The 26553-nt window shown below is 59.5% G+C and carries 27 protein-coding genes; 18 read left to right on the top strand and 9 right to left on the bottom strand.

Annotation, left to right across the window (positions count from 1 at the left end):
- Nucleotide 1: 1 nt before the first annotated feature.
- The 4 genes from LG383_RS13295 to entD all read right to left on the bottom strand — a co-directional run bounded on the left by LG383_RS13295 (nucleotide 2) and on the right by entD (nucleotide 3869).
- The gene (locus LG383_RS13295) at nucleotides 2-1528 is read right to left on the bottom strand and encodes a sugar ABC transporter ATP-binding protein (RefSeq protein WP_225759332.1); all 1527 of its coding nucleotides are present in this window, start codon (nucleotides 1526-1528) and stop codon (nucleotides 2-4) included.
- Entirely contained in the window at nucleotides 1528-2136 is a 609-nt protein-coding gene (locus LG383_RS13290; RefSeq protein ID WP_106992273.1) for a DUF2291 family protein, read from the bottom strand. Before LG383_RS13290 ends, LG383_RS13295 begins: the two co-directional genes overlap by 1 nt.
- Before the next feature lie 11 nt (nucleotides 2137-2147).
- Nucleotides 2148-3089 carry a D-ribose ABC transporter substrate-binding protein gene (locus LG383_RS13285; RefSeq protein WP_166181810.1) on the bottom strand — a complete coding sequence of 314 codons (942 nt, stop codon included), beginning with the start codon at nucleotides 3087-3089 and terminating at the stop codon, nucleotides 2148-2150.
- 135 nt (nucleotides 3090-3224) lie between these two features.
- Nucleotides 3225-3869 (bottom strand): enterobactin synthase subunit EntD, encoded by a 645-nt coding sequence (gene entD, locus LG383_RS13280; protein ID WP_225759331.1) that lies wholly within the window; start codon nucleotides 3867-3869, stop codon nucleotides 3225-3227.
- Nucleotides 3870-4097: 228 nt separating this feature from the next.
- On the opposite strand from entD, the gene LG383_RS13275 reads away from it, so the two are divergent.
- From LG383_RS13275 to LG383_RS13240, 9 genes are all read left to right on the top strand, one after another.
- Nucleotides 4098-4730 carry an S-type pyocin domain-containing protein gene (locus tag LG383_RS13275; RefSeq protein WP_225759537.1) on the top strand — a complete coding sequence of 211 codons (633 nt, stop codon included), beginning with the start codon at nucleotides 4098-4100 and terminating at the stop codon, nucleotides 4728-4730.
- Nucleotides 4731-4982 (top strand): bacteriocin immunity protein, encoded by a 252-nt coding sequence (locus LG383_RS13270; RefSeq protein ID WP_225759330.1) that lies wholly within the window; start codon nucleotides 4731-4733, stop codon nucleotides 4980-4982.
- A 130-nt stretch (nucleotides 4983-5112) separates the two neighbouring features.
- Entirely contained in the window at nucleotides 5113-5805 is a 693-nt protein-coding gene (locus LG383_RS13265; RefSeq protein ID WP_225759329.1) for an S-type pyocin domain-containing protein, read from the top strand.
- Between the two features lies 1 nt (nucleotide 5806).
- Nucleotides 5807-6064 carry a bacteriocin immunity protein gene (locus LG383_RS13260; RefSeq protein ID WP_225759328.1) on the top strand — a complete coding sequence of 86 codons (258 nt, stop codon included), beginning with the start codon at nucleotides 5807-5809 and terminating at the stop codon, nucleotides 6062-6064.
- A 388-nt stretch (nucleotides 6065-6452) separates the two neighbouring features.
- Nucleotides 6453-6902, top strand: a complete 450-nt coding sequence (locus LG383_RS23030; RefSeq protein WP_341850036.1) for an HNH endonuclease signature motif containing protein — start codon at nucleotides 6453-6455, stop codon at nucleotides 6900-6902.
- A 4-nt stretch (nucleotides 6903-6906) separates the two neighbouring features.
- Nucleotides 6907-7164 carry a bacteriocin immunity protein gene (locus LG383_RS13255; RefSeq protein ID WP_139565432.1) on the top strand — a complete coding sequence of 86 codons (258 nt, stop codon included), beginning with the start codon at nucleotides 6907-6909 and terminating at the stop codon, nucleotides 7162-7164.
- A gap of 79 nt (nucleotides 7165-7243) precedes the next feature.
- Nucleotides 7244-7426, top strand: coding sequence for a colicin E3/pyocin S6 family cytotoxin (locus LG383_RS13250; protein WP_225759327.1), 183 nt, complete (start codon nucleotides 7244-7246; stop codon nucleotides 7424-7426).
- A complete protein-coding gene (locus tag LG383_RS13245; protein ID WP_166181814.1) occupies nucleotides 7423-7677 on the top strand; it encodes a pyocin S6 family toxin immunity protein in 255 nt (84 codons plus the stop codon). Before LG383_RS13250 ends, LG383_RS13245 begins: the two co-directional genes overlap by 4 nt.
- A 2-nt stretch (nucleotides 7678-7679) precedes the next feature.
- Nucleotides 7680-7877 (top strand): CPCC family cysteine-rich protein, encoded by a 198-nt coding sequence (locus tag LG383_RS13240; RefSeq protein WP_320530791.1) that lies wholly within the window; start codon nucleotides 7680-7682, stop codon nucleotides 7875-7877.
- Between the two features lie 318 nt (nucleotides 7878-8195).
- On the opposite strand, the gene LG383_RS13235 is transcribed toward LG383_RS13240, so the two are convergent.
- Nucleotides 8196-10436 (bottom strand): TonB-dependent siderophore receptor, encoded by a 2241-nt coding sequence (locus LG383_RS13235; RefSeq protein ID WP_225759326.1) that lies wholly within the window; start codon nucleotides 10434-10436, stop codon nucleotides 8196-8198.
- A 254-nt stretch (nucleotides 10437-10690) separates the two neighbouring features.
- Here LG383_RS13235 and fes point away from each other — a divergent pair, with 254 nt between their 5' ends.
- From fes to entF, 3 genes are read left to right on the top strand one after another with little or no spacing between them, the layout of a single operon-like run.
- Entirely contained in the window at nucleotides 10691-11893 is a 1203-nt protein-coding gene (gene fes, locus LG383_RS13230; RefSeq protein WP_225759325.1) for an enterochelin esterase, read from the top strand.
- A 14-nt stretch (nucleotides 11894-11907) separates the two neighbouring features.
- Nucleotides 11908-12120 carry an MbtH family NRPS accessory protein gene (locus LG383_RS13225; RefSeq protein WP_166181817.1) on the top strand — a complete coding sequence of 71 codons (213 nt, stop codon included), beginning with the start codon at nucleotides 11908-11910 and terminating at the stop codon, nucleotides 12118-12120.
- On the top strand, nucleotides 12117-15983 hold the full coding sequence (entF, locus tag LG383_RS13220; RefSeq protein ID WP_225759324.1) for an enterobactin non-ribosomal peptide synthetase EntF: 3867 nt from the start codon (nucleotides 12117-12119) through the stop codon (nucleotides 15981-15983). The genes LG383_RS13225 and entF overlap by 4 nt, the downstream gene beginning before the upstream one ends.
- 99 nt (nucleotides 15984-16082) lie before the next feature.
- Here the strand turns inward: entF and fepC are convergent, their stop codons facing one another.
- Genes fepC through fepD form a run of 3 tightly spaced genes read right to left on the bottom strand, consistent with a single transcriptional unit; the run spans nucleotide 16083 to nucleotide 18873 of the window.
- Entirely contained in the window at nucleotides 16083-16883 is an 801-nt protein-coding gene (gene fepC, locus LG383_RS13215) for an iron-enterobactin ABC transporter ATP-binding protein (protein ID WP_225759323.1), read from the bottom strand.
- Complete coding sequence (fepG, locus tag LG383_RS13210) at nucleotides 16880-17869, bottom strand: iron-enterobactin ABC transporter permease (RefSeq protein WP_225759322.1); 990 nt, start codon at nucleotides 17867-17869, stop codon at nucleotides 16880-16882. The genes fepC and fepG overlap by 4 nt, the downstream gene beginning before the upstream one ends.
- Nucleotides 17869-18873, bottom strand: a complete 1005-nt coding sequence (fepD, locus tag LG383_RS13205; RefSeq protein WP_225759321.1) for a Fe(3+)-siderophore ABC transporter permease — start codon at nucleotides 18871-18873, stop codon at nucleotides 17869-17871. The genes fepG and fepD overlap by 1 nt, the downstream gene beginning before the upstream one ends.
- Before the next feature lie 111 nt (nucleotides 18874-18984).
- Between fepD and entS the strand changes: the two genes are divergently transcribed.
- Nucleotides 18985-20229: an enterobactin transporter EntS gene (gene entS, locus LG383_RS13200; protein WP_225759320.1), complete on the top strand. Its 1245-nt coding sequence runs from the start codon at nucleotides 18985-18987 to the stop codon at nucleotides 20227-20229.
- A 94-nt stretch (nucleotides 20230-20323) separates the two neighbouring features.
- Here entS and fepB read toward each other — a convergent pair whose 3' ends face one another.
- Nucleotides 20324-21283: a Fe2+-enterobactin ABC transporter substrate-binding protein gene (fepB, locus tag LG383_RS13195; RefSeq protein ID WP_225759319.1), complete on the bottom strand. Its 960-nt coding sequence runs from the start codon at nucleotides 21281-21283 to the stop codon at nucleotides 20324-20326.
- Between the two features lie 187 nt (nucleotides 21284-21470).
- On the opposite strand from fepB, the gene entC reads away from it, so the two are divergent.
- Genes entC through entH form a run of 5 tightly spaced genes read left to right on the top strand, consistent with a single transcriptional unit; the run spans nucleotide 21471 to nucleotide 26288 of the window.
- A complete protein-coding gene (gene entC / locus LG383_RS13190; RefSeq protein ID WP_225759318.1) occupies nucleotides 21471-22646 on the top strand; it encodes an isochorismate synthase EntC in 1176 nt (391 codons plus the stop codon).
- Nucleotides 22647-22655: 9 nt separating this feature from the next.
- Nucleotides 22656-24254, top strand: a complete 1599-nt coding sequence (entE, locus tag LG383_RS13185; RefSeq protein ID WP_225759317.1) for a (2,3-dihydroxybenzoyl)adenylate synthase EntE — start codon at nucleotides 22656-22658, stop codon at nucleotides 24252-24254.
- Between the two features lie 10 nt (nucleotides 24255-24264).
- On the top strand, nucleotides 24265-25119 hold the full coding sequence (locus tag LG383_RS13180; RefSeq protein WP_106992287.1) for an isochorismatase: 855 nt from the start codon (nucleotides 24265-24267) through the stop codon (nucleotides 25117-25119).
- A complete protein-coding gene (entA, locus tag LG383_RS13175) occupies nucleotides 25119-25874 on the top strand; it encodes a 2,3-dihydro-2,3-dihydroxybenzoate dehydrogenase EntA (RefSeq protein ID WP_225759316.1) in 756 nt (251 codons plus the stop codon). The genes LG383_RS13180 and entA overlap by 1 nt, the downstream gene beginning before the upstream one ends.
- Nucleotides 25875-26288 (top strand): proofreading thioesterase EntH, encoded by a 414-nt coding sequence (entH, locus tag LG383_RS13170; RefSeq protein WP_166181828.1) that lies wholly within the window; start codon nucleotides 25875-25877, stop codon nucleotides 26286-26288.
- The last annotated feature ends 265 nt before the right edge of the window (nucleotides 26289-26553 follow it).

Raw genomic sequence — 26553 nt, 5'->3', positions numbered from 1 at the left:
CTTAGAACCCCTGAGCACTTGCGGTTACCAGTGCCGATTCGTCGGCCCGATCGCGAACAATATCGGCGGTCAGTTTGCCGCCGGACATCACCAGAATGCGGTCCGATACCGCCATAATCTCTTTCAAATCCGAAGTGGAGAAGACCACCGCGATGCCCTGCTGCGACAGCTCCACCATCATGCGAAACACGTCCGCTTTGGCTCCCACGTCAATGCCGCGCGTCGGTTCATCGAGAAACAGCACCTTCGGATTGGTCAGCAGCGAGCGGCCAATCACCACTTTTTGCTGATTACCGCCGCTCAGGGCCTGGATCTCGACCTCCGGGGTGGAGACCTTGATCGACAGATTGCCGATGGTACTGGCCACCACCGCCTGCTCCGCTTTCTGCGCAATGGTGAAACCACGCTGCAAGCGGCGCCAGAGGCTGGCGATGGTCAGGTTGCTGGCCACCGACGAGCCCGGAAATATCCCGGTGCGTTTGCGGTCTTCCGGCACCAGGCTCATCCCCATGCGGATGCGATCGGCGGTGGTTAAGCGCTGCGGCACCGGTTTGCTGTCGAGCCACAGCTTGCCCAGATAGTTGCGTTCGGTGCCGAGCATGCACTCGAACAGCTCGGTGCGCCCGGCCCCCATCAGGCCATAAATCCCGACAATCTCCCCGGCGTTCACCTGGAAGCTGACGTCATTGACCACCGTATTCCCGGCGGCATTGACGCAGGTGATATGTTCCGCCTCCAGCACCGGTGCCCCGAAGGTGCGGCCCGGCTCGAGGAAGTTGCTCACCGGGTCGCTGCCGAGCATTTCGCGCACAATCCAGGGCACGTCGATCTCCTGCACCTTCGCTTCGGCCTGGAATTTGCCGTCGCGCAGGATGGTGATCACATCACCTATCGCCATCAGCTCTTCCAGCCGGTGGGAGATATAGATGATGGTGACCCCCTGGCGGGTCAGCTCGCGGATCACCCGAAACAGGATCTCCACCTCGGTTTTACTCAGCGCCGAGGTGGGTTCGTCGAGGATCAGGATGTCGGCGTCCTCGGCCAGCGCCTTGGCAATCTCAATCAGCTGCTGCTGCCCGACCTTCAGGTTGCCGACCAGCTCGCGCGGGGAGATGGGCTGATCGAGGCGTTTCAGCAGCGCCGCGGTGCGGGACTCCTGCTCCGCCTCGTTGATCGGCGTCACCCCTTTTTGCAGCTCGCGGCCGAGGAAGACGTTCTCCGCCACGCTGAGGTTTTCAAACAGGTTCAGCTCCTGATGCACCATGCCGATCCCGTGGGCGGCGGCGTCACGGGTGCTGGCGAACGCCACCTGCTTACCGTTGAGCCACATCTCGCCGAGGCTGGGCTGCTGCACCCCGGCAAGGATCTTCATCAGCGTCGATTTCCCGGCGCCGTTCTCACCAATAATGACGTTCACTTTGCCGCGCCAGACGCGGTAATCGACCTTATCCAGCGCCACGGTACCGGGGAACAGCATCGAGATACCGCGGGTGCTGAGGATAATCTCCTCTACAGGGCTTTCGCTCATCACGGCGCCTCCTGTTTCAGTTCCAGCGCTGCCGCTTCATTCGCTTTGCCGCCCGTCAGGGTGGTGGCGAACAGGACTGTGGCATTTTTGCCGCTCCAGCTCTCATCCACTTTCGGCAGATGCTTTACCGCCTCGCGGTTCAACGCCCGGGAGAGCTGGGCGTACTGCACCTGATTGGTAAATTCATCGAAGCGGAACCCGGCGGCATCGCGCAGGGCGTTGCCGCGCATCACCGGCCCGGTCTGGATCTGAAGCGGCTGGCCGTTCACCGTCATCACCAGTTTCTGCTCGTTGGCACTGCTCGCCTCCACGCGCTCCACTTTGCCGCTGAGGCGCACAAAGACGCTCTGCGGTTTGTCAGAGGGGGTCTTCAGCTGAGTGGATAGGGCGCTGGCGTCCAGGGCATGATTTTTGGCGGCGTCGAGGATCCGCGGCTGCCAGGTTTGTTGCGCGATCTGCTGTGGGGTCTGGTTGTCAAAGCTCGCTTTGGCGTTGGGATCGGCAGGCATGATTGGCTTGCCGTTCTCATCCAGATCCACCACCGTACAGGCCGTCAGCAACAGGGCGGCTGCGCCTGTCAGCGCGGCGCCCCATTGTGTTAACCGCATACTGCCTCCGCTTATTTGCTGAGATTGAACACATTCAGCTTGCTGGCGTTGGTCTCATCAATCAGCACGCAATCCATCAGCTGTTTCTCCTCTTTTTGCGCTTTGCCGTTTTTGAGGTAGTAATCCGCCTGCTCAACGGCCATCTGCGCCTGCTCCCAGCCCGGCTGCAGAACCGTGGCTTTGATGTTGCCGTTTTTCAGGATCGAGTCGCGGGTGTAGTCGCTGCCGTCAAAGCCGACCACAATGACGTTGGTTTTTCCGGCGGCTTTCAGCGCCGCTTCGGCACCCAGCGCCATGGTGTCGTTGCCGGAGATGACGCCCACGATATCCGGGTTGGTCTGTAGGATGGCTTCCATACGGGTGAAGGCTTCGGTCTGGCTCCAGTTAGCGGTCTGCTGCGCCACCATCTTCATGTCCGGGTAGTCATCCAGCACGTCGTGATAGCCCTGGGAGCGGACATGGGCGTTGGTATCCGACGGACGGCCCAGCAGCTCAACGTATTTGCCTTTGCCGTCCAGCAGTTTGGCGAACTTCTCTGCACCAAGCTGGGCCCCCTGATAGTTGTTCGACACAATCTGCGCCACCGCAATACCGGTTTTGTTGATCTCACGGTCGATCAGGAAGGCAGGGACCCCTGCCGCTTTGGCCTTCTCCAGCGGACCGACGGTGGCATCCGCCCCGGCGTTATCCAGAATGATCGCTTTCGCTTTACGGGCGATGGCGGTCTCAATCAGCTGGTTTTGTTTGTTCACGTCGTCGTCGTGCGAGGCGACAAGAGTGGTGTAACCCAGCTCTTTCGCTTTTGCCGCCGCGCCGTCGGCTTCTGCCTTGAAGAACGGGTTGTCGTGTGAGGGGGTAATGATCGCAATGAGTCCGTTATCGGCGGCAAACAGGGAACCGGAAGCGGCGATCATTGAGGCCAGTAAAGCGGATTTTACAAAGGTCGTGTTCATTCTTTTTCTCCACATTGAATATTTATTCAATAATGATTTATTATTCAATGTAACGATAAGTCTGCCTGATAAAACTGTCTACGGTTTAGGCAGCTAATTTGTTTAAAAGGAGAAAAGGATCACGATCCTGAGCAATTAAGCAGCACAGATCAGGGTCACTACCATCGCGTCGTGTTGACACCAGTGCGCGGTAAATGCCTGATTTTGTGCAAAGGGCAGGAGAGGTCGGGTGAGGGTTAAGGTCAGGGTGTGGGCGGTAAGTGCCGTGATGCGCGCACAGTCGAAGCCCATCCACGCCTGCACCTGAGGGAACAGGGCTTTGAACAGGCTCTCTTTGGCGCTGAAGGCGAGGGTAAAGGCCAGATCGAAGGGGAGATGACTCGCGACCAGGAGTTGAGCTTCCTGCGCATCAATCACGCCGTCCTGAATTTCACGGGCTTCGATTTCGTCAATAATAGCCTCACAATCGATACCCACAAGGCTGTTTTCCTGGCAGATCGCCACGGCCTGATTGCCGCTGTGGGAAATGCTCCCGCTCACCCCCGCAGGCCACAGCGGTTCACCGCTGCTGCCAATGGCAGGAATAGCCTGCCGGTTCAGGGCATGAAACGCGGCGAGCCGACCGGCCAGATGATCGGCTTTACGCTTGCGCCCGGCGTGGCTCAGTTGTTGATGGTGCGGCAGCCACAGAAGATCGGCCTCGGTAAAGGTCGCAGAATCGAAGGTGATGCAGTGAACGGTTTGCCCGGCCAGAAGAAACGTGGAGTAAATGGTGTACATCTGTTTCTCACCGCTAAAAAAGGAACGCCATGGTAGCACACGCGTTCCGACTGTTCCCTCTCCCCTTTGGTGAGAGTAGTGGAAGCATGAAAGACCGTTTATTGAATGTCGCCGATGGGAATTTTTCTTAAGTCAAATCCTTGTTGAGAATATGGTTATTGCTTGTAAAATGACCTCTGTGATTATTTCTATAACAAGTAGAGGGACTTATGAAACAGTACAACAACGATCTTACTCCGGAAATTCTGGCTAACCATCATCTGGACTCCCGATCATTCTGGTGCTAACACTCCGACAAACACGGGTAACCAGACACCACCGAGGCTGCCGGGAACAATACTCGTTAACCCGTTACCTGATGGAACTCAGATCACCAGTACGACAACCCCGGCACCGGATGAGAAGAATTTCGCGGATTACATTCTCATCCTTCCCGTATCAGACATCCCGCCGATTTATATCTACATTCGCAACAATCCGGGGCAAGTCACAGGCAAGGGCCAGAAGGTTACAGGCACATGGTTAGCCGATGCGAATCAGGGCAACGGCTCGCCTATCCCGTCTCAGATTGCCGATAAGCTGCGTGGGCATACCTTCTCAAACTTTGACAGATTCAGGGAAGCATTCTGGGAAGAAGTTTCAAAAGACCCAGAACTGAGCCAACAATTTAGACGACATAATTTAGGCAATATTAAGAACGGCAAGGCTCCTGCACCAAAAACATCAGAGCAAGTTGGTGGTAAGGTCAAATACGATATTCACCATATTAAACCAATAGCCGAAGGTGGTGAGGTTTACGACGTTGATAATCTTGGAGTTGTTACTCCGAAACGACATATTGAGATCCATCGAGGTGAGTAGATGAAAAACATAAGCGATTATACTGAAAGTGAGTTTTTAGAGTTTGTCCGTAGACTATGCGATTTTGCGAATACAACCGAAAGTGAAGACATCAAAAATATTTTAGAATTTAATAGGCTTACGGAACATCCCGCAGGTTCTGATCTTATCTTTTACCCTGAAGACGGACAGGACGATAGCCCGGAAGGTATCGTTCAGCAGGTCAAAGAATGGCGTAAAGCCAACGGTAAACCTGGCTTTCGCGGTGAGTAAATCACATGTGTGAACAGAAAGGCTGGGCTTTATCCCGGCCTTTCTGTTGTTTGCTAATTCACTATATCTGCAACACAAAGTGGAATACCGAAAAAGTGCAGCGCCCTGTACAAGTGGCATAACGGCAACCATGAAGAAATGGAGGGTCCGTAAAATGCAGTGGGACAGCACCCGGCAGGCGTACACCTTCACCACCGAGGAAGAAAGCCCGGTAACCATCATCTGGACTCCCGATCATTCTGGGGCTAACACTCCGACAAACACGGGTAACCAGACACCACCGAGGCTGCCGGGAACAATACTCGTTAACCCGTTACCTGATGGAACTCAGATCACCAGTACGACAACCCCGGCACCGGATGAGAAGAATTTCGCGGATTACATTCTCATCCTTCCCGTATCAGACATCCCGCCGATTTATATCTACATTCGCAACAATCCGGGGCAAGTCACAGGCAAGGGCCAGAAGGTTACAGGCACATGGTTAGCTGATGCGAATCAGGGCAACGGCTCGCCGATACCATCTCAGATAGCCGATAAACTGCGCGGTCGTACCTTCTCCAATTTTGATGGGTTTAGGGAAGCATTCTGGGAAGAAGTCAGTAAAACCCCTGAGTTATCAAGTCAATTTGATATCCGTAACTTAGCGACTATGAAGAATGGTCGTTCTGCTTATGCCAGAAAATTTGAAAGTGTTGGGCAAAGGGTAAAATATGAGCTTCACCATATCGAAGAGATTAGAAATGGCGGTGCAGTTTATGACGTTGATAATTTGAGCGTCACCACGCCGAAACGGCACATAGAAATTCATCAAGGAAAATAAAATGGTAGCACATAAAGAAATCGCTGATTTTACTGAAGCTGAATTCCTCAAGTTTGTCGAAGATATCTGTAACGATACCTACCCCTCAGAAAAGGCTCATATGGCTGCTGTTGCTGAATTTGAAAGGATTTCTGGGCATCCTTCAGGCTCAGACTTGATTTACTACCCGGAAGAAGGGAAAGGTGGACCGCTCGCGATTGTTCAAGAAATCAAAGAATGGCGAAAAGCTAATGGTAAACCCGGCTTTCGCGGTGAGTAAATCACATGTGTGAACAGAAAGGCTGGGCTTTATCCCGGCCTTTCTGTTGTTTGCTAATTCACTTTATCTGCTACACAAAGTGGAATACCGAAAAAGTGCAGCGCCCTGTACAAATGGCTTAACGGCAACCATGAGGAAATGGAGTATCAGGCCGCTGTTGCAGCCGCAGCCAGTGCAACCAGAGTACAGACAGCTACCGCTGGGGTTAGCGTTCTAGAACAGATTGGCGGGCGCTTTGCTACCTATGGTACATGGGCGGTACGCGGGGCTGAAATCGCAACGGCTGGTGCAGGTGCATCCGTTGCCGGTTTTTTAGTTGGCATGATGCCCGGACGACTGAACGACGGTGAACAGGATTTCATCGACCGTATGCGGCTTGCACAGATGAGTGAAGCGCCGACTCGTATGCGCTATCCCACCGATTTATATCTACATTCGCAACAATCCGGGACAAGTCACAGGTAAAGGTCAGAAGGTTACAGGCATATGGTTAGCCGATGCGAATCAGGGCAACTGCTCGCCTGTCCCGTCTCAGATTGCCGATAAGCTGCGTGGGCATACCTTCTCAAACTTTGACAGATTCAGGGAAGCATTCTGGGAAGAAGTCAGTAAAACCCCTGAGCTATCAAGACAATTTCGGGGAGCAAATATTCGACATATGCAGAAAGGAAGAGCGCCAGTATCTTTTGGTGATGGCAGAGTCGGTGGGAGAACAAAGTTTGAAATACATCACATCAAACTCATAAGCAAAGGTGGTGAGGTCTACAATGTCGATAATATGGGCGTTGTAACCCCGAAGCGCCACATAGAAATACATCTCGCAGGATCGAGGAAATAATATGATGGATAGGAAAGAAATCTCTGATTATACCGAGAACGAATTTTTGGGCTTTGTACGTAAAATCTTTAATGCTGAAGGGGAAACTGAGCAGGAAGATGTGGAAAATATCCTGGAGTTTGTAAGGTTATGCGAACATCCTTCTGGTTCGGACCTTATCTTTTACCCTGAAGACGGACAGGACGATAGCCCGGAAGGTATCGTTCAACTGGTTAAAGAATGGCGTAAAGCCAACGGTAAACCCGGCTTTCGCGGTGAGTAAATCCCATGTGTGAACAGAAAGGCTGGGCTTTATCCCAGCCTTTCTGTTGTTTGCTAATTCGCTTTATCTGCAACACAAAGTGGAATACCGAAAATTACGTTCAAGTTGGAAGGATTCTAAAGGGCGTATTTTCGAGTGGGACTCACAGCACGGTACGGTTGAAATGTATGATCGATCAGGCCGAAACCATCTCGGGGAGTTTGATCCTGTATCAGGAGAGCAGACTAAGCCAGCGGATCCAACCAGAAGGGTAGAAAAATGACAATTATTTATACTGTTGATGCATTTGATCGTGTAGATGAACTACTTGTTTTTGAGGTTGAAGTACCTAAAGAAAAACTTCCTGAAGTTAGTGAGGTTATGGAATGGAGCGAAGAGGACTATAACGACTTTGCTGCGGGGCTTGGGGGGTGGAATCTGACCGAACAAAAAGTTAGAGCCATTGAAGGGATTTTAGGCCAAGAATTCTATCAGGAAGATCTCGACTATCAGATTTCAGGTGGCGAAGTTTGAAAATGATGGATCTTGTACACTCATGCTCTTGTTGCGGTCAGTATGAATTCCCCGAAGAGGGAAGTTATGAGATTTGCCCGGTTTGCAACTGGGAAGATGATCCTGTTCAGGCTGAAGAACCAGACTACAGAGGTGGGGCTAATGTTATGAGTTTGAACGAAGCGCGCGAAGCATTCCGGCAAGGCCGAAAATTAAGTTAGCCTGATTTGGTGCATTTCATCTGTGAGCGGAATGGCTGGGTTTTGCCCCAGCCTTTCTGTTGTTTGCTAATTCGCTTTATCTGTAACACAAAGTGGAATACCGAAGAAGCGCAGCGCCCTGTACAAATGGCTTAACGGCAACCATGAAGAAATAGAGTATCAGGCCGCTGTTGCAGCCGCAGCCAGTGCAACCAGAGTAAAGACAGCTGCCGCTGGGGTTAACGTTCTTAAACAGATTGGCGGGCGCTTTGCTATCTATGGTACATGGACGGTACGACCCTCAAAACGGCGACCAGGTCGCCGTTTTGCTTTTAACTATCAGAACTGCGTATTCACGCTCATATACCAGGTGCGGCCCGGTTCGTTATAGGTATACGCCCCTGCGCCATACATATAGGCCCCGGTGGTGGCATTCCCGGTAGTCTGGGCATTCCCCGCACGCCACTGGCGTTTATCGAAGACGTTATCCACACCGCCGGTCAGGCTGACGTATTTGGTCACGTCCCAGGTCGCGCTCAGGCCAACGATGCTGTACGGACTCACTTCGTCCAGCTCCGATCCGCTCGCCGGCTGGCCTTTGTAGTTGTACTTCTTCGGCTGCTGCTTGCCGTACCAGGTGAAGGTCGACTGCAGGGAGACATCCTGCTGTACCTGCCAGCTCAGGGTTGAGTTCAGCGTGTACTCCGGGATGATCGACAAACGGTCGCCGGTCTCCTTGTTCTTGCTTTGCAGCATGTACGTAATGTTGTTGGTCCAGTTGATGGTATCGCTGACCGGCACGTTCAGGGTGCCTTCCAGCCCTTCCACCACCGCTTTCGGCACGTTTTCCCACTGGTAAATATCGGTCTGCACTTTACCGGAAGAGGTGTGCCCCACCGGGGCATAGCCCGCTTCAATCTTGTCGCGATAGTCGTTACGGAACCAGGTCACGCCCGCCAGCCAGCCGTCGCGTTTCCACTCCAGGCCGATCTCTTTGTTGATGCTGGTTTCGGCTTTCAAATCCTCGTTACCCAGCATATAGCAGCCGACGCCGTCGGAACTTGCGTAGCAACCCTGGCCCTTGCTGTAGAGCAGGTAGTTCGGGTTGGTCTGGTACAGGCTCGGGGCTTTATAGGCCCGGGCGATGCCCATCTTCAGGGTGAAATCATCTCCCAGACCCTGGGACAGGTTCAGGGACGGGCTCCAGTTGTTGCCCACGATGGAGTGATGGTCGAAGCGCAGCGCCGGGGTCAGCATGGTGCTGTCGGTCAGCTCCATGTTGTTCTCCGCGAACAGGGAGAAGATCTCCGCATCGGAGTACGGGCTGCGGCTGTCGCTTATCCCCGGAACCGCACCGCCCTGCAGGGCCTGGCCGTTGGAGGACATATCCTTCATCCGCTGCTGATCCCACTCGGCGCCCAGCGTCAGGTTTTGGTTAACGATAAAGTCGATCGGCAGGCTGATTTCGCTGTGCAGCATCACGTCGGACAGGTCGGTATCGGTGAACGTGTTGCTGTTGAACAGCCCCTCCAGACCGCCCGCCAGCCCTTCGCCGAGACGCGAGTTGCGGGTATGTTCGTACTGCGCCCAGTTGTTGGTGGTGATGCCGTTATCCCAGCCGCCGGTCCAGGTCAGGGCGAAGTTCTGGCGATAGAGACGGTTGGTCTCTTTGCCGTAGTTCTTCTTCACCAGCCCGTTGCTGCTGTTGTCGTTGTTGGTGTTCTGGGTATCGCCCGCGTAGAGGTTGTTCTGGCGGCTGTAACCGGCTTCGAACTGCAGAGCCTGCATCGGGGCAAAGTCCCAGCGCAGCACGCCGTTGACGTCTTTATTCTCGACCCCTTCGCGTCCGGCAGGCAGGGTATCGGCGTAGGCGCCGGTACGTTCAGACTGATGACCCTGGTTGATGTCCCAGGCGTCGGCCTGAGTTTTATCCAGGTTGCCATACAGACGGAAGCTGAAATCCCCGCCCAGCGGGCCATTGAGGCTGAAGTTGGTGCGTTTGGTGGAGCCCTCTTCGTCGTGCTCAGGGGCATTCAGATAGGTGTTCCAGGAGCCATGCCACTCGTTGCTGACCTTTTTGGTGATGATGTTCACCACACCACCCGCCGCGCCGTTGCCGTATCGTGCTGCTGCCGGGCCACGGATCACTTCGATGCGCTCGATCATCTCTGGCGGCACCCAGCCGGTATCGCCGCGGGTATCACGCTCGCCGCGCCAGCCCAGACGGATAGAGTTGCGGCTGGTTACCGGCTTACCGTCAATCAGGATCAGGGTGTTTTCCGGGCCCATGCCGCGGATATCAATCTGGCGATTGTTGCCGCGCTGGCCGCTGGTGGAGTTACCGGTGAGGTTTACGCCGGGCATGGTGCGGATGATCTCAGACACATCGCGTGCTGCCGGGTTTTTACGAATTTCATCGGCGGTGATGGTCGATACGCCCGGCGCCTGCAGGTTCTGCTCGGCGGCGGTGATCACCATGGTGTCTTCGTTGCCCGCGGTTTCGGCTGCCATCGCAGGCAGGGCCACACCGTAAATCCCCAGATTGACCAGTAAGGCCAGTGAGTGAAGCTTATTATTCATTGTCTGTCCTGCTTTTCAATGCCGCATGCCTCAGGGCTCCGTCCCGAATGGATGAGGCGGCGGAAGGATATCGCCCGCAGTCTGCGAAAACCCCTCGACCCTGAGTCAGTACGCAGCGCATGGCATGGTTATTTACTGTTCGCGCTTCCCACAGCGCGCCCATACGCTATTGCAAATGAAAATAGTTATCAATAATATTATCGATATTGTTTATCTTTAATCAAAAAAACCGAACAGGTCATGAGGTTATATCAGTGACGACGCTGGAAACGGGAAGCGACGCCTGGTGGCAGTCGAAACAGGGGCCCGAGTGGGTACGGGAAGGGGACCATTACCGGGTGACCTTCTGCTGGCGCGATCCGGGCGGAACAGAGCAGACTTCGCCCCTGAAGCGGGTGTGGCTCTACATCACCGGCGTGACCGATCACCATCATAATGCCCGTCCGCAGACGCTGGCGCGCATTGCCGAAACCGACGTCTGGCAGTGGCAGGGCGAGTTCAGCCCACACTGGCGGGGCAGCTACTGTTTTATCCCCTCTGTTAATGAAGACGACTTCAGTGAGGCGGTATTTGCCACCGATCCGCCGGACCGCATGGCGCTGCGCGAAGGCTGGCGCAAGCTGCTGCCGCGCGCGATTGCCGATCCGCTTAACCGCCAGCACTGGCGCGGCGGACGCGGCCATCCGGTGTCGGCGCTGGAGATGCCCGAGGCCCCGGTTCAGCCCGGCTGGAATCAGCCTGACACCCCTTATATTCCTCCGCAGTCTGTTTCCTGGCAGAGCGCCAGGCTCGGCAACACCCGCCGGGTGTGGATCTTCACTACCGGTGAAGATACCTCTCAGGAACGTCCGCTGGCGGTGCTGCTCGACGGCCAGTTCTGGGCTGAAAGCATGCCGGTCTGGCCCGCGCTTTCTGCGCTCACCACCGCAGGCCAACTGCCGCCCGCGGTCTATGTGCTGATCGATGTGATCGACACCGCCCATCGCAGCCGCGAGCTGCCCTGTAACCCCGACTTCTGGCTGGCGGTGCAGGAGGAACTCCTTCCGCAGGTGCGCAAGCTGGCCCCGTTCAGCGATCGCGCCGACCGCACGGTGGTCGCCGGACAGAGCTTCGGCGGACTCTCCGCCCTCTATGCCGGGCTGCACTGGCCGGAGCGTTTCGGCTGCGTGCTCAGCCAGTCGGGCTCCTTCTGGTGGCCACATCGCGGAGGCAAGCAGGACGGCGAGATTATCGAACAGCTTAAAAACCAACAGCTGTCGGCCCGGGGCCTGCGCATTGTGCTGGAGGCGGGGCGACGGGAACCGCTGATCTACCGCGCCTGTCAGGCGCTGTACGCCGAGCTACAGCATACGCAGCAGCCGGTTTACTGGCGTCCGGTGGACGGCGGACATGATGCACTTTGCTGGCGGGGAGGGCTGACGCAGGGGCTGATGACTCTCTGGCAGCCGATTATTTAATGACGGAGTCTGGTATGGAATTCAGTAACCCCTTCGACGATCCGCAGGGTCTGTTCGCCATTGTGCAAAACGCGCAGCAGCAGTACAGCCTGTGGCCGCAGCAGTGCGCCTTACCTGACGGCTGGCGCGTGGTGTGCGAGCCGCAGTCGCAGGACGCCTGTCAGCAGTGGCTTGCCGCCCGGTGGCAAACCCTGATCCCGGCCCATTTTGCACAGGTGAACCCATGAGCGCACAACTTCCTCTCGTGGCCGCCCAGCCTGGGATCTGGATGGCGGAACAGCTTTCCGACCTGCCTAACGCCTGGAGCGTAGCCCATTACGTGGAGCTGACCGGCCCGATTGACGCACCCCTGCTGGCGAAAGCGGTGGTGGCGGGCATGATGCAGGCCGATACCCTGCGCATGCGTTTTACCGAAGACAACGGCGAGATCCGCCAGTGGGTGGACGAGAGTGTCATTCTGCCGGCACCGCAGATCATCGACCTGCGAGCTAACGCCGATCCGCATGCCGCGGCGCTGGCGCAGATGCACGCCGATCTTAACCAGAACCTGCGCGTCGACAGCGGTCAGCCGCTGGCCTTCCACCTGCTGATTCAGGTGGCGGACAACCGCTGGTACTGGTATCAGCGTTATCACCATCTGGTGGTGGATGGCTTCAGCTTCCCGGCCATTACCCGCCAGATCGCCGCCATTTATCGCGCCTGGTCTGACGGCGACGCCACGCCGGAATCGCCGTTTACGCCGTTTGCGGAGGTGGTGGAGGAGTATCAACGTTACCGCGACAGCGAGGCATATGTGCGCGACGGCACCTTCTGGGGCGAACAGCGCCAGCAGCTCCCGCCGCCGGTATCGCTCTCCAGCGCGCCGCTGCCGGGTCGCGCCGCTACCACCGATATTCTGCGTCTGAAGCTGACCGCCGATCGTCAGGCGTTTAGCCGTTTGACGACGGCCAGCCAGACCCAGCGCACCGACCTCGCCCTGGCGCTGGTGGCCCTGTGGCTGGCCCGCCTCACCGGACGGATGAACTATGCCGCCGGGTTTATCTTTATGCGCCGGATGGGCTCCGCGGCGCTGACCGCTACCGGCCCGGTGCTGAATGTCCTGCCGCTGGCGGTAAACATTAATCCGCTGGAAACCCTGCCGGAGCTGGCCCAGCGCCTGGCCGGGCAGATGAAAAAGATGCGCCGCCATCAGCGTTACGACGCCGAGCAGATTGTCCGCGACAGCGGGCGCGCCGCCAGCGACGAGGCCCTGTTTGGCCCGGTGTTCAACGTCAAGGTCTTCGACTATCAGCTGGATATCGAAGGCGTGCAGGCGGTGACTCACACTCTCGCCACCGGCCCGGTCAACGATCTGGAGATAGCACTGTTCCCGGACGAGGAGGGCGGCCTGAGCATTGAGATCCTCGCCAACAAGCAGCGTTACGATGAGGCCACCCTGGTGCGCCACGTCGGGCGCCTGCATGGGTTATTGGCGCAGTTTGCCGCCAATATCGACCTGCGTTGCGGGGAGGCCGAAACGGTTTCCGAGGCCGAATACCAGCAGCTGGAAAAGATTAACCAGACAGCGGTTTCTCTGCCGCTCACCACCCTGAGCGGGCTGGTGGCAGAGCAGGCGGCGAAAACCCCGGACGCCCCGGCGCTGGCCGATACGCAATACGAACTGAATTATCGCCAGATGCGCGAGCAGGTGGTGGCCCTGGCGAACCAGCTCCGTGCCCGGGGCGTGAAGCCCGGCGACAGCGTGGCGGTGGCGCTACCGCGTTCGGTATTCCTGACCCTGGCCTTGCACGCCATCGTCGAAGCAGGGGCCGCGTGGCTGCCGCTGGACACCGGCTATCCCGACGACCGCCTGCAGATGATGATCGAGGACGCGAAACCGTCGCTGCTCATCACTACTGACGACCAGCGCCCGCGCTTCAGCCATCTGCCCGTGGCGGTGTTTAGTTACAACACACTATTCAATGCTGAGAGCAGCGCACCGCTCAACCTCAGTGCCCCGGAACAGACCGCCTATATCATCTTTACCTCCGGCTCGACAGGGCGGCCGAAAGGGGTGATGGTCGGCCAGACCGCCATCGTCAACCGCCTGCTGTGGATGCAAAACCACTACCCGCTCACCGCCGCCGACGTGGTGGCCCAGAAAACGCCGTGCAGCTTTGACGTCTCGGTATGGGAGTTCTGGTGGCCGTTTATCGCCGGGGCGAAGCTGGTGATGGCCGAGCCGGAAGCGCACCGCGATCCGCTGGCGATGCAGGATTTCTTCGCGAAGTACGGCGTCACCACCACCCACTTTGTCCCGTCGATGCTGGCGGCCTTTGTCGCCTCGCTGACCCCGGAAAACGTCGCCTGCTGCGCCAGCCTGAAACAGGTGTTCTGCAGCGGCGAAGCCCTGCCAACCGCCCTGTGCCGGGAGTGGGAGCAACTCACCCACGCGCCGCTGCATAACCTGTATGGCCCCACCGAAGCCGCGGTGGATGTCAGCTGGTATCCGGCCTTTGGCCCGGAACTGGCATTGGTTACAGGTAACAGCGTGCCGATCGGTTTCCCGGTGTGGAATACCGGCCTGCGCATTCTGGATGCGATGATGCGTCCGGTGCCGTTCAGCGTGGCGGGGGATCTCTATCTCACCGGCATCCAGCTGGCGCAGGGCTATCTGGGCCGTCCGGATTTGACCGCCAGCCGCTTTATCGCCGATCCGTTCGCGCCGGGCGAGCGCATGTACCGCACCGGCGACGTGGCCCGCTGGCTGGATAACGGCGCGGTGGAGTATCTCGGCCGCAGCGACGATCAGCTGAAAATTCGTGGCCAGCGCATTGAGCTCGGGGAAATCGACCGGGCGATGCTGACCCTGCCGGACGTGGCCCAGGCGGTGACCCATGCCTGCGTCATCAACCAGGCGGCGGACACCGGCGGCGATGCCCGTCAGCTGGTGGGCTACGTAGTGTCGGAGTCCGGCCTGCCGCTGGATCGCGACGCCTTGCTGGCTGAACTGAAAACCCAGTTGCCGCCGCATATGGTGCCGGTGGTGTTGCTGCAGCTCAGCGCGTTGCCACTCAGCGCCAACGGTAAGCTGGATCGCAAGGCGCTGCCGCTGCCGGAACTAACGGTGAAAACCCAGGGCCGCGCCCCGGAAAGCGATACCGAACGGGCGATTGCCGCGGCGTTCTCTACGCTGCTGGGCTGCGAGATCAACGATATTGAGGCGGATTTCTTTGCCCTCGGCGGCCACTCGCTGCTGGCGATGCGCCTTGCCGCCAGCCTGAGTCGTCACTTTGCCCGCCAGGTTACCCCCGGCCAGGTGATGGTAGCCTCGACGGTGGGCAAGCTGAGTGCGTTGCTGGCATCCGATATCAGCGACGAGCAGGCCCGGCGTCTGGGTTACGAGACGATATTGCCCCTGCGCGAAAGCCACGGCCCGACGCTGTTCTGCTTCCATCCGGCCTCCGGATTCGCCTGGCAGTTTAGCGTCCTGGCGCGCTACCTCCATCCTCGTTGGTCAATCGTGGGTATCCAGTCGCCGCGACCGGGCCCGATGCAGCACTGCGCCACCCTGGATGAGGTGATCGAGCATCATCTGGCAACGCTGCGGGCTCAACAGCCGCACGGACCCTATCATCTGTTCGGCTATTCGCTGGGCGGCACGCTGGCGCAGGGCATCGCCGCCCGCCTGCGCGCGCAGGGTGAAGAGGTAGCGTTCCTCGGCCTGCTGGATACCTGGCCGCCGGAGACGCAAAACTGGTCCGAAAAAGAGGCTAACGGTCTCGATCCGGAAGTATTAGCGGAGATCGAGCGTGAGCGTCAGGCGTTTCTCGCCGCCCAACAGGGGCAGGCATCCGGGGAGTTGTTCAGCGCCATCGAAGGCAACTATGCCGATGCGGTGCGTCTCCTGACCACGGCGCACAGTGCGAAGTTTGACGGCAAAGCGACGCTGTTTGTTGCCGAACGCACCCGAACCATGGATCCGCACCAGGCCTGGACGCCATGGGTAGGAGAGCTGGAGGTCTACTCTCAGGACTGCGCCCACGTGGACATTATCTCCCCGCAGGCGTTTGAGACGATAGGACCGGTGATTAAGGGGATTCTGGGGTAATTTCCCCTCACCCCGGCCCTCTCCCCATAGGGGCGAGGGTGAAAAGACGGCTCCGTGCGATCCCCTCTCCCCTATGGGGAGAGGGTTAGGGTGAGGGGCTCAGACCGCACGTTTCCCCAGCGGCACCACCAGCGGCGTGCCCGCTACCGGATCGTCAATAATCATGCAGCGCATCCCGTAGATCCGCTCGATCAATTCCGGGGTGACAATCTCTTTCGGCGCGCCCTCGGCCACAATCTTACCCTCGCGCAGGGCAATTAAATGGGTGGCATAGCGACAGGCCTGGTTCAGGTCGTGCAGCACCGCCGCCAGGGTAAAGCCCTGGATGCGGTTCAGGTCGCTCAGCAGCTCCAGGAGATCGATCTGATGGCTGATGTCCAGCCAGGTGGTCGGCTCATCCAGCAGCATAATCGACGTCTCCTGAGCCAGCACCATCGCAATCCACGCCCGCTGGCGCTGCCCGCCGGAGAGGGTGTCCACGCTTTGCGCCGCCAGATCGGTGATCCCGGTGGCCTGCATCGCTTTCGTGACCGCCACGTCATCCTCTTTACGCCAGCGGGTGAACAGCGGCTGGTGCGGATAGCGCCCGCGTGCCACCAGCTCCTGCACCGTGATGTCTCCCGGCGTGGTGGCATTTTGCGCCAGCAGTCCGACCCGGCGTGCCACCTCTTTGCTGGCGTAGCGCTGGATCTGTTCGCCATCCAGAAACACGTTGCCGTGCAGCGGGGTCATCAGGCGGCTGAGGGTGCGCAGCAGCGTCGACTTGCCGCAGCCGTTAGGGCCGATAATGGCGGTGAAGTGGCCGTCGGGGATCGCCACCTGCAGATCCTCGGCCACGATTTTTTTACCGTAACCGAGGGTCAGATTTTCGCCGCGCAAGCGGGTTTGATTGGCACTCATTTCTTGCGGGACTCCTGAACAAGCAAGACGATGAGGTAGATGCCGCCAAGACTGACGGTCACGACCCCCACCGGAAGTTGATACGGCATAAACAGCTGCTGGGCGCAGAGATCGGCGGCCAGCAGCAGCAGCGATCCGCACAGCGCCGACTGGGTTAACCCCCAGCGGGCGGTGCCGCTCAGGCGACGGGCGATGTGCGGTGCCACCAGCGCAATAAAGGAGATCGGCCCGGCAATGGCAGTCGCCGCGGCGGTTAAGACGACGGCGACCAGCATCAGCAGCAGACGCGAGCGCTCAACGCTGACTCCCAGCGCGCAGGCGCTGTCGTCGCCCATCTCCAGCAGACGCATTCTTTTCACCAGCAGCAAGGCGCAGACAAACATCAGCAGGATCAGCGGGGCGGCGGGCAGGGTTTTGGCCCACGTCAGGCCGTTAAGCGACCCGGCAAACCACAGCCCGGCAGAGAGCGAGGTCTCCAGCGAGGCCTGCAGCAGCAGCCAGGTGTTAAAGGCCATCAGCATGGCGCGCATGCCGATGCCAATGATGATCAGGCGGAAGGTTTCGATCCCGTCACGCCACGCCAGCCCCCAGACGATCAGCGAGGTGAGAATGCCGCCCGCCATGGCCGCCAGGGTAATGGCCGTCAGGTGTTGACCAAACAGCACCATCGCCACCAGCACGCCGCTCCAGGCCCCGGTGTTAAAGCCCATCACGTCCGGACTGCCCAGCGGGTTGCGCATCAGCGACTGGAAAATCGCGCCGCTGATCCCAAGAGCAGCGCCTACCAGCAGGGCCATCATCACCCTTGGTAAGCGCCACTCGGTGACCACCATGGTGATATTGCGTGGTGCGCTGCCGGTGAGGGCATTAAAGACCTGGGCGAAATCAAGCGTCACCGCCCCGCTGCGCAGGCTAAACAGGGCCACGCCGAGGCTGACCAATATCAGCATCAGGCAGCTGATAACTAAACGACGGGACGGGGCCATCACAGTCCACCTCCGCGCTTGCGGCGCACCAGGAAAATCAGCACCGGCGCGCCAATAAAGGCGCTGACCACCGATACCCGCAGCTCGCCGGGCACCAGCAGGCGCCCGATAATATCGGCAAACAGCAGCAGGGCAGGGGTGGCAAGCAGGGTGACTGGCAGGGACCAGCGGTGATCGGCGCCTACCAGCCAGCGTGCCATGTGCGGCATCATCAGGCCGATAAAGGCAATCGGGCCCACTACCGCCGTGGCGCTGCCGCACAGAACGGTGATGGTCAGTAATCCGAGCAACTGGGTACGCGCCACGCGACTGCCGAGGGCGGTGGCGGTGTCGCTGCCGAGGCTCAGGCTGTTGAGCGCCCGGCTTAACAGCAGCGCCACGGCGGCGGCGATCAGCACCGGCACGCTCACCACCTGTAAGGTTTGCAGGGTGCGGATATCCAGCGAGCCCGCCTGCCAGAAGCGCAGCTGATCGTAGACGTCCGGGTTGAGCAGGGCAATGCCGTTGGAGAGACCATCCAGCACCGCGCCCAGCGCCACGCCCGCCAGGGTCAGGCGTACCGGGCTGAGCTGGCCTCCGCCCTGGCTGCCGGTAAAGGCCACCAGCAGCGAGGCGGCAAAGGCCCCGCACAGAGCCATCACCAGCTGTTCGCCGGGGGAGGAGAAACCAAACAGCGCCGCGCCCAGCACGATGGCGAAGCTGGCTCCGGCGTTAACGCCGAGAATCCCCGGGTCGGCGAGCGGATTGCGGGTCAGGGTTTGCATCAGCGCCCCGGCGAGACCGAGGGCGGCACCGGCCAGCAGTCCGGCGAGGGTGCGCGGCAGACGGGCATCCCGCACGATAGTGCAGTCGGCGCTTTGACAGGTGGCGGTGAGGGCATCCACCACCACGGAAAACGGCAGCGGTTTCGCACCCACCGACAGGCTGAGGGCGATGGCAAACGTGAGTAGCAGCAGTAAACCGGGCACGGCAAGGGCGCGTGACGCGGAAGAGGAGTACGACATAGCAACGTCCATGATTTGATAATGATAGTAATTATCGTTATCTATCTTATTTAGCTATGTTAGCATGTGCGGCCATGGAATTGGTACAAAAGAAACCATTAAGGCTTTGTAATGACCCGACAATCCTGGCTGCTCAATCTGAGTCTGCTGAAGACCCATCCGGCGTTTCGTGCTGTTTTTATTGCCCGTTTTATCTCGATTTTATCCCTTGGCCTGCTCGGCGTGGCCGTACCGGTGCAAATCCAGATGATGACCCACTCCAGCTGGCTGGTGGGGCTGGCTGTCACCCTGACCGGCGGGGCGATGTTTATCGGGTTGATGGTCGGCGGGGTGCTGGCGGATCGCTACGAGCGTAAGAAGCTGATTTTGCTGGCGCGCGGCACCTGCGGAGTGGGGTTTGTCGGGTTATGTCTGAATGCGATGCTGCCGGAGCCGTCGTTGATTGCCATCTATGCCCTGGGCCTGTGGGACGGTTTTTTTGCATCAATAGGGGTGACGGCGCTGCTGGCAGCGACACCGGCGCTGGTAGGGCGTGAAAACCTGATGCAGGCGGGGGCGATCACCATGCTGACCGTGCGTCTGGGCTCGGTGATCTCGCCGATGGTGGGCGGCCTGCTGCTCGGCACCGGCAATGTGGCCTGGAACTATGGCCTGGCGGCGGCGGGGACCTTTATCACCACCTTAACCCTGCTGCGTCTGCCGCTGCTGCCGCCACCGCCGCAGCCGCGTGAACATCCGCTGAAATCGCTGATGGCGGCGATCCGTTTTCTGTTCAGTAATCCGCTGATTGGCGGCATCGCCCTGCTGGGCGGCCTGCTGACGATGGCCAGCGCGGTGCGGGTACTCTATCCGGCACTGGCGATGGAGTGGCAGATGAGCGTGTCGCAGATTGGCCTGCTGTATGCGGCGATCCCGCTGGGGGCGGCTTTTGGCGCGCTCACCAGCGGTAACCTGGCGCAGAGTGCCCGTCCGGGTCTGATTATGCTGGTGGCGACCCTGGCCTCGTTTATTGCGATTGGTTTCTTCAGCCTGATGCCGGTCTGGGCGCTGGGCGTGATCTGTCTGGCGCTGTTCGGCTGGCTGAGCGCGGTCAGTTCGCTGCTGCAATATACCCTGATCCAGACCCAGACTCCGGAAGCGATGCTTGGCCGCATCAACGGTTTGTGGACGGCGCAGAACGTGACGGGTGATGCGATAGGCGCCGCCATTCTCGGCGGGCTGGGGGTGATTATGACCCCGGCGGCCTCGGCCAGCAGCAGCGGGTTTGTGCTGGCGATGGTAGGGGCGATACTGCTGGTGGCCCTGGCGGAGTTACGCCGGTTCCGGCAGGAGCCGACAGTTATTGAAGAAGTATAATGGTTGGGTTTTGTAGGCCGGGTAAGGCGTAGCCGCCATCCGGCAAAAGCGCCCGGCGGCGCTGCGCTTGCCGGGCCTACGGGGTCAGAGCCCTTTATTTAAACAATTCCTCTAAACGCCCTAACACCCGCATCGCGCTGAAGTAATCCAGACGGAAAGTCTCGGTACCCAGCGCCCAGACGCGTTTGTTTTGCACCGCTGGCAGATGGGCCAGCAGCGGGTTGGCGTAGATCGCATTCACATCCTTCTGATCCCCGGCAAACAGGAACAGCCCTTCGCCGTTCAGGCCGGTCGCCAGGTTCTCACCCCCTAACTGCACAATGTCGTGGCGCTTGCCCTGGCTCTGGGAGGCGTTCAGCCCGGCTGGCGGGGTGGCAAGCGTGAAGCCCAGCTGTTGCAGCAGCTTGCCCTGTGCCGACTCGGCGGTCCAGAGGTTGGCGCTATGGGCCGCGGCGGTATAGACAATGGCGTTCACCGGCTGCGGGGGCTGCTTCAGCTGCTGTTTCACCCGGGTGAGCTGGGTATCAAACTCCGCAATCCGCGCCGCGGCCTGCTTCTCCTGTCCGGTAAGGGTGCCCAGTTGGGTCAGCAGCGCCTGCCAGCTTTTGTCGTCGTAGTTAATCACCAGCGTCGGGGCGATGGCCGACAGCTGATCGTACAGCGCCACGGCAGAATCCCCGCCAGTGGCGCTGACCAGGATCAGATCCGGCATCTGGGCGGCAACGGCTTCGGCACTCGGCTCACCGATGTACAGGCGTGCGAGCTTGCGCTGTTTAGCCACCTCGCCCCACTGGCGTAAAAAGCCCTGATCGTCCGCCACCCGGTTGTTTGGCGTGGTCGCCCCGCTGGCAATCACCGGGGCATCAATCGCCAGCAGCGAGCCGGTGAGGGTCACGCTGGTGGAGACAATCCGCGTCGGTTTGCTGTCCAGCGTGTGGGTTCCGTGACTGTCCGTGACCTGACGCGGCCAGTCGGCGGCCAGCGCTGAGGTTAATCCTGAAATTAAAAGTCCCGTTAAAAGCAGGGTGTTACGACAAACAGCGGGCAGTTTCACTAAGGGGCATCCTGTTTTCGTTGAGGTTAATGCTTCTCATTTTCATAAATGAGCCGCCGGGATGCAAGCGATAGTCGCACAAGTTGCGCCGTCGACGGTTGACACCATCGCGCTCTGGGATTAGGTTAGCCAGCGAAAATATAAATGATAATAATTCTTACTGCTTTTATCATTTCAGGAGGATGATATGGATACGTCACTGGCTGAGGACGTTCAGCACACCGCGACCACGCTGCAAAAAGAGAGCTTCTTCTTTATGTCGCCTTATCGCAGCTTTACCACGTCTGGCTGTTTTGCCCGATTTTCCACCCCAGCCGTCGGCGGCGACGATCCGGCCAGCGCGTTTCAGCAGCAGCTGGCGCAGGCCTTTGCCGACGCCAAAGCCGCCGGGATTGCTAACCCGGTGATGGTGGGGGCGATCCCCTTTGATACCCGCCAGCCGTCGTCGCTGTTCATTCCGCAGGAGTGGCAAAGCTTTGCCCGCCCGGCGCGCCAGCAGTCTGCCCGCTATGCCACCCGGACCTCACCGCTGACGGTCACATCCCGCACCGAGATCCCGGCCCAGTTAGCCTTTGAAGAGATGGTGGCCCGCGCCGCCGCCCTGACCGCCACCCCGCGCGTCAATAAGGTGGTGCTGTCGCGCCTGATCGATATCACCACTGAACAGCATCTCGACAGCGGCGCGCTGCTGGAAAAACTGATTGCCCAGAACCCGGCCAGCTTTAACTTCCACGTCCCGCTGGAGGATGGCGGGGTGCTGCTCGGTGCCAGCCCCGAACTGTTGCTGCGCAAAGAGGGGGCGCATTTCAGCTCCCTGCCGCTGGCCGGTTCCGCGCGGCGTCAGCCGGACGACATGCTCGATCGCGAGGCGGGCAACAAGCTGCTGGCCTCGGCAAAAGATCGTCACGAACACGAGCTGGTCACCCAGGCGATGAAAGCGGTCCTGACCCCGCGCAGCCATCAGCTGACCATGCCTGCTTCTCCGCAGCTGGTGACCACCCCGACCCTGTGGCACCTCGCCACCCCGGTGGAAGGCGACGCGCGTGAAGATGAAAACGCCCTGACCCTGGCCTGCCTGCTGCACCCGACCCCGGCCCTGAGCGGCTTCCCGCACCAGGCGGCCAAAGAACTGATTGCCGAGCTGGAGCCGTTCGACCGCGAACTGTTCGGCGGCATCGTCGGCTGGTGCGACAGCGAAGGCAACGGCGAGTGGGTAGTGACCATCCGCTGCGCGCGCCTTCGCGCCAACAGCGTGCGCCTGTTTGCCGGCGCCGGGATTGTCCCTGCCTCCTCACCGGTGGCCGAGTGGCGCGAGACCGGCGTCAAACTGACCACTATGCTCAACGTTTTCGGCCTGCACTAAGGATCCACCATGACTATTCCCTTTACCCGCTGGCCCGACGACTTCGCCCGCCGCTACCGTGAGAAAGGCTACTGGCAGGATCTGCCCCTGACAGAGATTCTGACCCGCCACGCCGACAGCGATGCGCTGGCGATTATCGACGGCGAGCGTCGCTTCACGTATCGCCAGTTCCAGCAGTCCGTCAATAATCTCGCGGCAGCCCTGCAGGCGCAGGGAGTCCAGCGGGGTGAAACCGCCCTGGTGCAGTTGGGCAACGTCGCCGAGTTCTACATCACCTTTTTCGCGCTGTTGCAGGTGGGCGTGGCCCCGGTCAATGCCCTCTTTAGCCATCAGCGCAGCGAGCTGAACGCCTACGCCAGCCAGATTGAACCCACGCTGTTGATTGCCGACCGCGCCCATGGGCTGTTTGCTGGCGACGACTTCATCAATACCTTTGTCAATCAGCACCGCTCCGTGCGGGTGGTATTGCTGCGCGGCGAAGGGCTGGAGGCAGAGATTGCCCGTCCGGCAGAGAACTTTATCCCCAGCCCGACCCCGGCGGATGAGGTGGCGTTCTTCCAGCTCTCCGGCGGCAGCACCGGCACGCCGAAGCTGATCCCGCGCACGCATAACGACTATTACTACAGCATTCGTCGCAGTAACGAGATCTGCGGTATTAGTGCGCAAACCCGCTACCTGAACGCTCTTCCGGCGGCGCATAACTTCGCGATGAGTTCCCCCGGCTCGCTGGGGATCTTTATGGCCGGGGGCTGCGTGGTGCTGGCCCACGATCCGAGCGCCACGCTCTGCTTCCCGCTAATCGAACAGCATCAGATTACCGTCACCTCGCTGGTGCCGCCTGCGGTCAGCCTGTGGCTACAGGCTATCGCGGAAGGGGCAGGCAATGGTCAACTGGCCTCGCTGCAGCTGCTGCAGGTGGGCGGGGCGCGACTCTCTGCCACCCTGGCGGCCCGTATTCCGGCGGAGATCGGCTGCCAGCTCCAGCAGGTGTTTGGCATGGCCGAAGGGCTGGTGAACTACACCGCGCTGGACGATGCCCCGGAACGCATCATGAATACCCAGGGCCGCCCAATGTGCGCGGATGACGAAGTGTGGGTAGCCGACGAGAACGGCAATCCGCTCCCGCGCGGCGAGGTGGGGCGTCTGATGACCCGCGGGCCTTACACCTTCCGCGGCTACTACAAGAGCCCGGAACACAACGCCAGCGCCTTTGATGCCAACGGCTTTTACTGCTCCGGGGATCTGATCGCCATTGACGAGCAGGGCTACATCACCGTGCAGGGGCGCGAGAAAGATCAGATCAACCGCGGCGGGGAAAAAATTGCCGCCGAAGAGGTGGAGAACCTGCTCCTGCGCCACGAAGCGGTGATCCACGCCGCGCTGGTCAGCATGGAGGACAGCCTGCTGGGCGAGAAGAGCTGCGCGTATCTGGTGGTGAAACAGCCCCTGCGCGCGGTCGAAGTGCGCCGCTTCCTGCGCGAGCAGGGCGTGGCTGAATTCAAACTGCCGGATCGCGTGGAGTGCCTGGAGGCACTGCCCCTGACGCCGGTAGGCAAAGTCGATAAAAAACAATTACGCCTGTGGCTGGCCGAACGGGCGCAGGGCTGAGGAGCAGAAGATGGCAATTCCAAAATTAACCGGTTACGCGCTGCCAGGCGCGGCAGATCTGCCGACCAACAAAGTGAGCTGGACGATGGAGCCCGCGCGCGCCGCGCTGCTGATCCACGATATGCAGGAGTATTTCCTCAATTTCTGGGGCGATAACTGCCCGATGATGGCTCAGGTGGTGGCGAACATCGCCCGCCTGCGCGACTACTGCAAACAGCACAATATCCCGGTCTACTACACCGCCCAGCCGAAAGAGCAGAGCGATGAAGACCGTGCCCTGCTGAACGACATGTGGGGGCCGGGCCTGACCCGCTCCCCGGAGCAGCAGCGCATTGTTGCGGAGCTCACCCCGGATGAAGCCGACACCGTGCTGGTGAAGTGGCGCTACAGCGCCTTCCACCGCTCGCCGCTGGAGCAGATGCTGAAAGAAAGCGGCCGCGACCAGCTGATTATCACCGGCGTGTACGCTCACATCGGCTGCATGACCACCGCCACCGACGCCTTTATGCGCGACATTCAGCCGTTCTTCGTCGCCGATGCGCTGGCAGATTTCACCCGTGACGAGCATCTGATGTCGCTCAACTATGTGGCCGGTCGGTCCGGGCGCGTGGTGACCACCGACGAACTGCTGCCGTCCATTCCGGTTTCGAAAGCGGCGCTGCGCGAGCTGATCCTGCCTTTGCTGGATGAGTCCGACGAGCCGATGGATGACGAAAACCTGATCGACTACGGTCTGGATTCGGTGCGGATGATGGCCCTGGCGGCGCGCTGGCGCAAAGTGCATGGCGATATCGACTTCGTGATGCTGGCGAAAAACCCGACTCTGGACGCCTGGTGGGCGCTGCTCTCCCGCGAGGTGAAGTAATGGCTACGTTCGATTTCACCGGGAAAACCGTCTGGGTGACCGGAGCCGGGAAAGGCATCGGTTACGCCACCGCGCTGGCGTTCGCTGAGGCGGGCGCGCAGGTGACGGGCTTTGACGTCGCCTTCCCGCAGGCAAATTATCCCTTTGCCACCGAAGTGCTGAACGTGGCGGACGCTGTTCAGGTGAACGATGTCTGCGGACGTTTACTGGCGACGGTTGAACGTCTGGATGTGCTGGTGAATGGAGCCGGGATCCTGCGGATGGGGGCGACTGACCAGCTCTCGCAGGAGGACTGGCAGCAGACCTTTGCGGTTAACGTCGGCGGGGCATTCAACCTGTTCCAGCAGACAATGGGCCAGTTCCGTCATCAGCAGGGCGGGGCGATTGTCACCGTCGCCTCCGACGCGGCGCACACTCCGCGCATCGGTATGAGCGCCTACGGGGCCTCGAAAGCGGCGCTGAAAAGCCTGGCCCTGACCGTCGGCCTCGAGCTGGCGGGCAGCGGCGTGCGCTGTAATCTGGTGTCGCCGGGCTCTACCGATACCGACATGCAGCGCACCCTGTGGGTGAGCGACGACGCAGAACAGCAGCGTATTCGCGGCTTTGGCGAGCAGTTCAAGCTCGGCATTCCGCTGGGCAAAATCGCCCGTCCGCAGGAGATTGCCAGTACCGTGCTGTTCCTCGCCTCCGATCTCGCCAGCCATATCACTCTGCAGGATATTGTGGTGGATGGCGGCTCCACCCTGGGGGCCTAGATGATCTGGAGACGACATTTATCCCTGGAGGAGCTGAACGCCACCAGCCTTAACACCATGGTGGCGCATCTGGGGATCCTCTATACCCGCATCGGCGACGACACCCTTGAAGCCGAGATGCCGGTGGATACCCGCACCCATCAGCCGTTTGGTTTATTGCACGGCGGCGCCTCGGCGGCACTGGCGGAGACCCTGGGGTCGATGGCCGGTTTTCTGATGACCCGCGACGGACAGAGCGTGGTGGGGACCGAGCTGAACGCCACCCATCACCGGGCGGTGTCGCAGGGGATCGTGCGCGGAGTATGTCAGCCGCTTCACCTCGGGCGCACCAGCCAGAGCTGGGAGATTGTGGTGTATGACGAGCAAGGGCGGCGTTGCTGTACCTGTAGGTTGAGTACCATGGTGTTGGGGTAGTTGGGGTAGGTTGTGCGCTGTTGCCGGGTGGCGCTGACGCTTACCCGGCCTACGGTTCGTGGCTGTTGTAGGCCCGGTAAGCGAAGCGCCACCGGGCATTTCGTGCACCGAGTTAACAACCTCATCCTGGGTGAAAGTGATCGGCTTAACAATGTTATGTAAATGACTGGTTGGATGTCTGTTTTTACGTGTAGTTGAGTTGTTAAATCTTAAGCGAGTGTTATAGATACAAAATGTAACATCTCACTTCTGCGATGATGGAAAC

The sequence above is a fragment of the Leclercia sp. Marseille-Q4284 genome (assembly GCF_916618945.1).
GTDB lineage: Bacteria > Pseudomonadota > Gammaproteobacteria > Enterobacterales > Enterobacteriaceae > Enterobacter > Enterobacter tamurae.
Note: the sequence above shows the minus strand (reverse complement) of the source record. Positions and strands in the feature narration are given on the sequence as shown.

Bases quoted from the DNA above. Each gene is read 5' to 3' on its own strand.
- LG383_RS13255 (WP_139565432.1), top strand. From the start codon at position 6,907: ATGGATAGGAAAGAAATCTCTGATTATACCGAGAACGAATTTTTGGGC.
- entE (WP_225759317.1), top strand. From the start codon at position 22,656: ATGACTATTCCCTTTACCCGCTGGCCCGACGACTTCGCCCGCCGCTAC.
- entA (WP_225759316.1), top strand. From the start codon at position 25,119: ATGGCTACGTTCGATTTCACCGGGAAAACCGTCTGGGTGACCGGAGCC.
- entH (WP_166181828.1), top strand. From the start codon at position 25,875: ATGATCTGGAGACGACATTTATCCCTGGAGGAGCTGAACGCCACCAGC.
- fepD (WP_225759321.1), bottom strand. From the start codon at position 18,873: ATGTCGTACTCCTCTTCCGCGTCACGCGCCCTTGCCGTGCCCGGTTTA.
- entS (WP_225759320.1), top strand. From the start codon at position 18,985: ATGACCCGACAATCCTGGCTGCTCAATCTGAGTCTGCTGAAGACCCAT.
- LG383_RS13235 (WP_225759326.1), bottom strand. From the start codon at position 10,436: ATGAATAATAAGCTTCACTCACTGGCCTTACTGGTCAATCTGGGGATT.
- LG383_RS13180 (WP_106992287.1), top strand. From the start codon at position 24,265: ATGGCAATTCCAAAATTAACCGGTTACGCGCTGCCAGGCGCGGCAGAT.
- LG383_RS13290 (WP_106992273.1), bottom strand. From the start codon at position 2,136: ATGCGGTTAACACAATGGGGCGCCGCGCTGACAGGCGCAGCCGCCCTG.
- LG383_RS13295 (WP_225759332.1), bottom strand. From the start codon at position 1,528: ATGAGCGAAAGCCCTGTAGAGGAGATTATCCTCAGCACCCGCGGTATC.
- LG383_RS13225 (WP_166181817.1), top strand. From the start codon at position 11,908: ATGGAATTCAGTAACCCCTTCGACGATCCGCAGGGTCTGTTCGCCATT.
- LG383_RS13260 (WP_225759328.1), top strand. From the start codon at position 5,807: ATGGTAGCACATAAAGAAATCGCTGATTTTACTGAAGCTGAATTCCTC.
- fepG (WP_225759322.1), bottom strand. From the start codon at position 17,869: ATGGCCCCGTCCCGTCGTTTAGTTATCAGCTGCCTGATGCTGATATTG.
- entF (WP_225759324.1), top strand. From the start codon at position 12,117: ATGAGCGCACAACTTCCTCTCGTGGCCGCCCAGCCTGGGATCTGGATG.
- LG383_RS13270 (WP_225759330.1), top strand. From the start codon at position 4,731: ATGAAAAACATAAGCGATTATACTGAAAGTGAGTTTTTAGAGTTTGTC.
- LG383_RS13240 (WP_320530791.1), top strand. From the start codon at position 7,680: ATGATGGATCTTGTACACTCATGCTCTTGTTGCGGTCAGTATGAATTC.
- LG383_RS13245 (WP_166181814.1), top strand. From the start codon at position 7,423: ATGACAATTATTTATACTGTTGATGCATTTGATCGTGTAGATGAACTA.
- fepC (WP_225759323.1), bottom strand. From the start codon at position 16,883: ATGAGTGCCAATCAAACCCGCTTGCGCGGCGAAAATCTGACCCTCGGT.
- entC (WP_225759318.1), top strand. From the start codon at position 21,471: ATGGATACGTCACTGGCTGAGGACGTTCAGCACACCGCGACCACGCTG.
- entD (WP_225759331.1), bottom strand. From the start codon at position 3,869: ATGTACACCATTTACTCCACGTTTCTTCTGGCCGGGCAAACCGTTCAC.
- LG383_RS13285 (WP_166181810.1), bottom strand. From the start codon at position 3,089: ATGAACACGACCTTTGTAAAATCCGCTTTACTGGCCTCAATGATCGCC.
- LG383_RS13265 (WP_225759329.1), top strand. From the start codon at position 5,113: ATGAAGAAATGGAGGGTCCGTAAAATGCAGTGGGACAGCACCCGGCAG.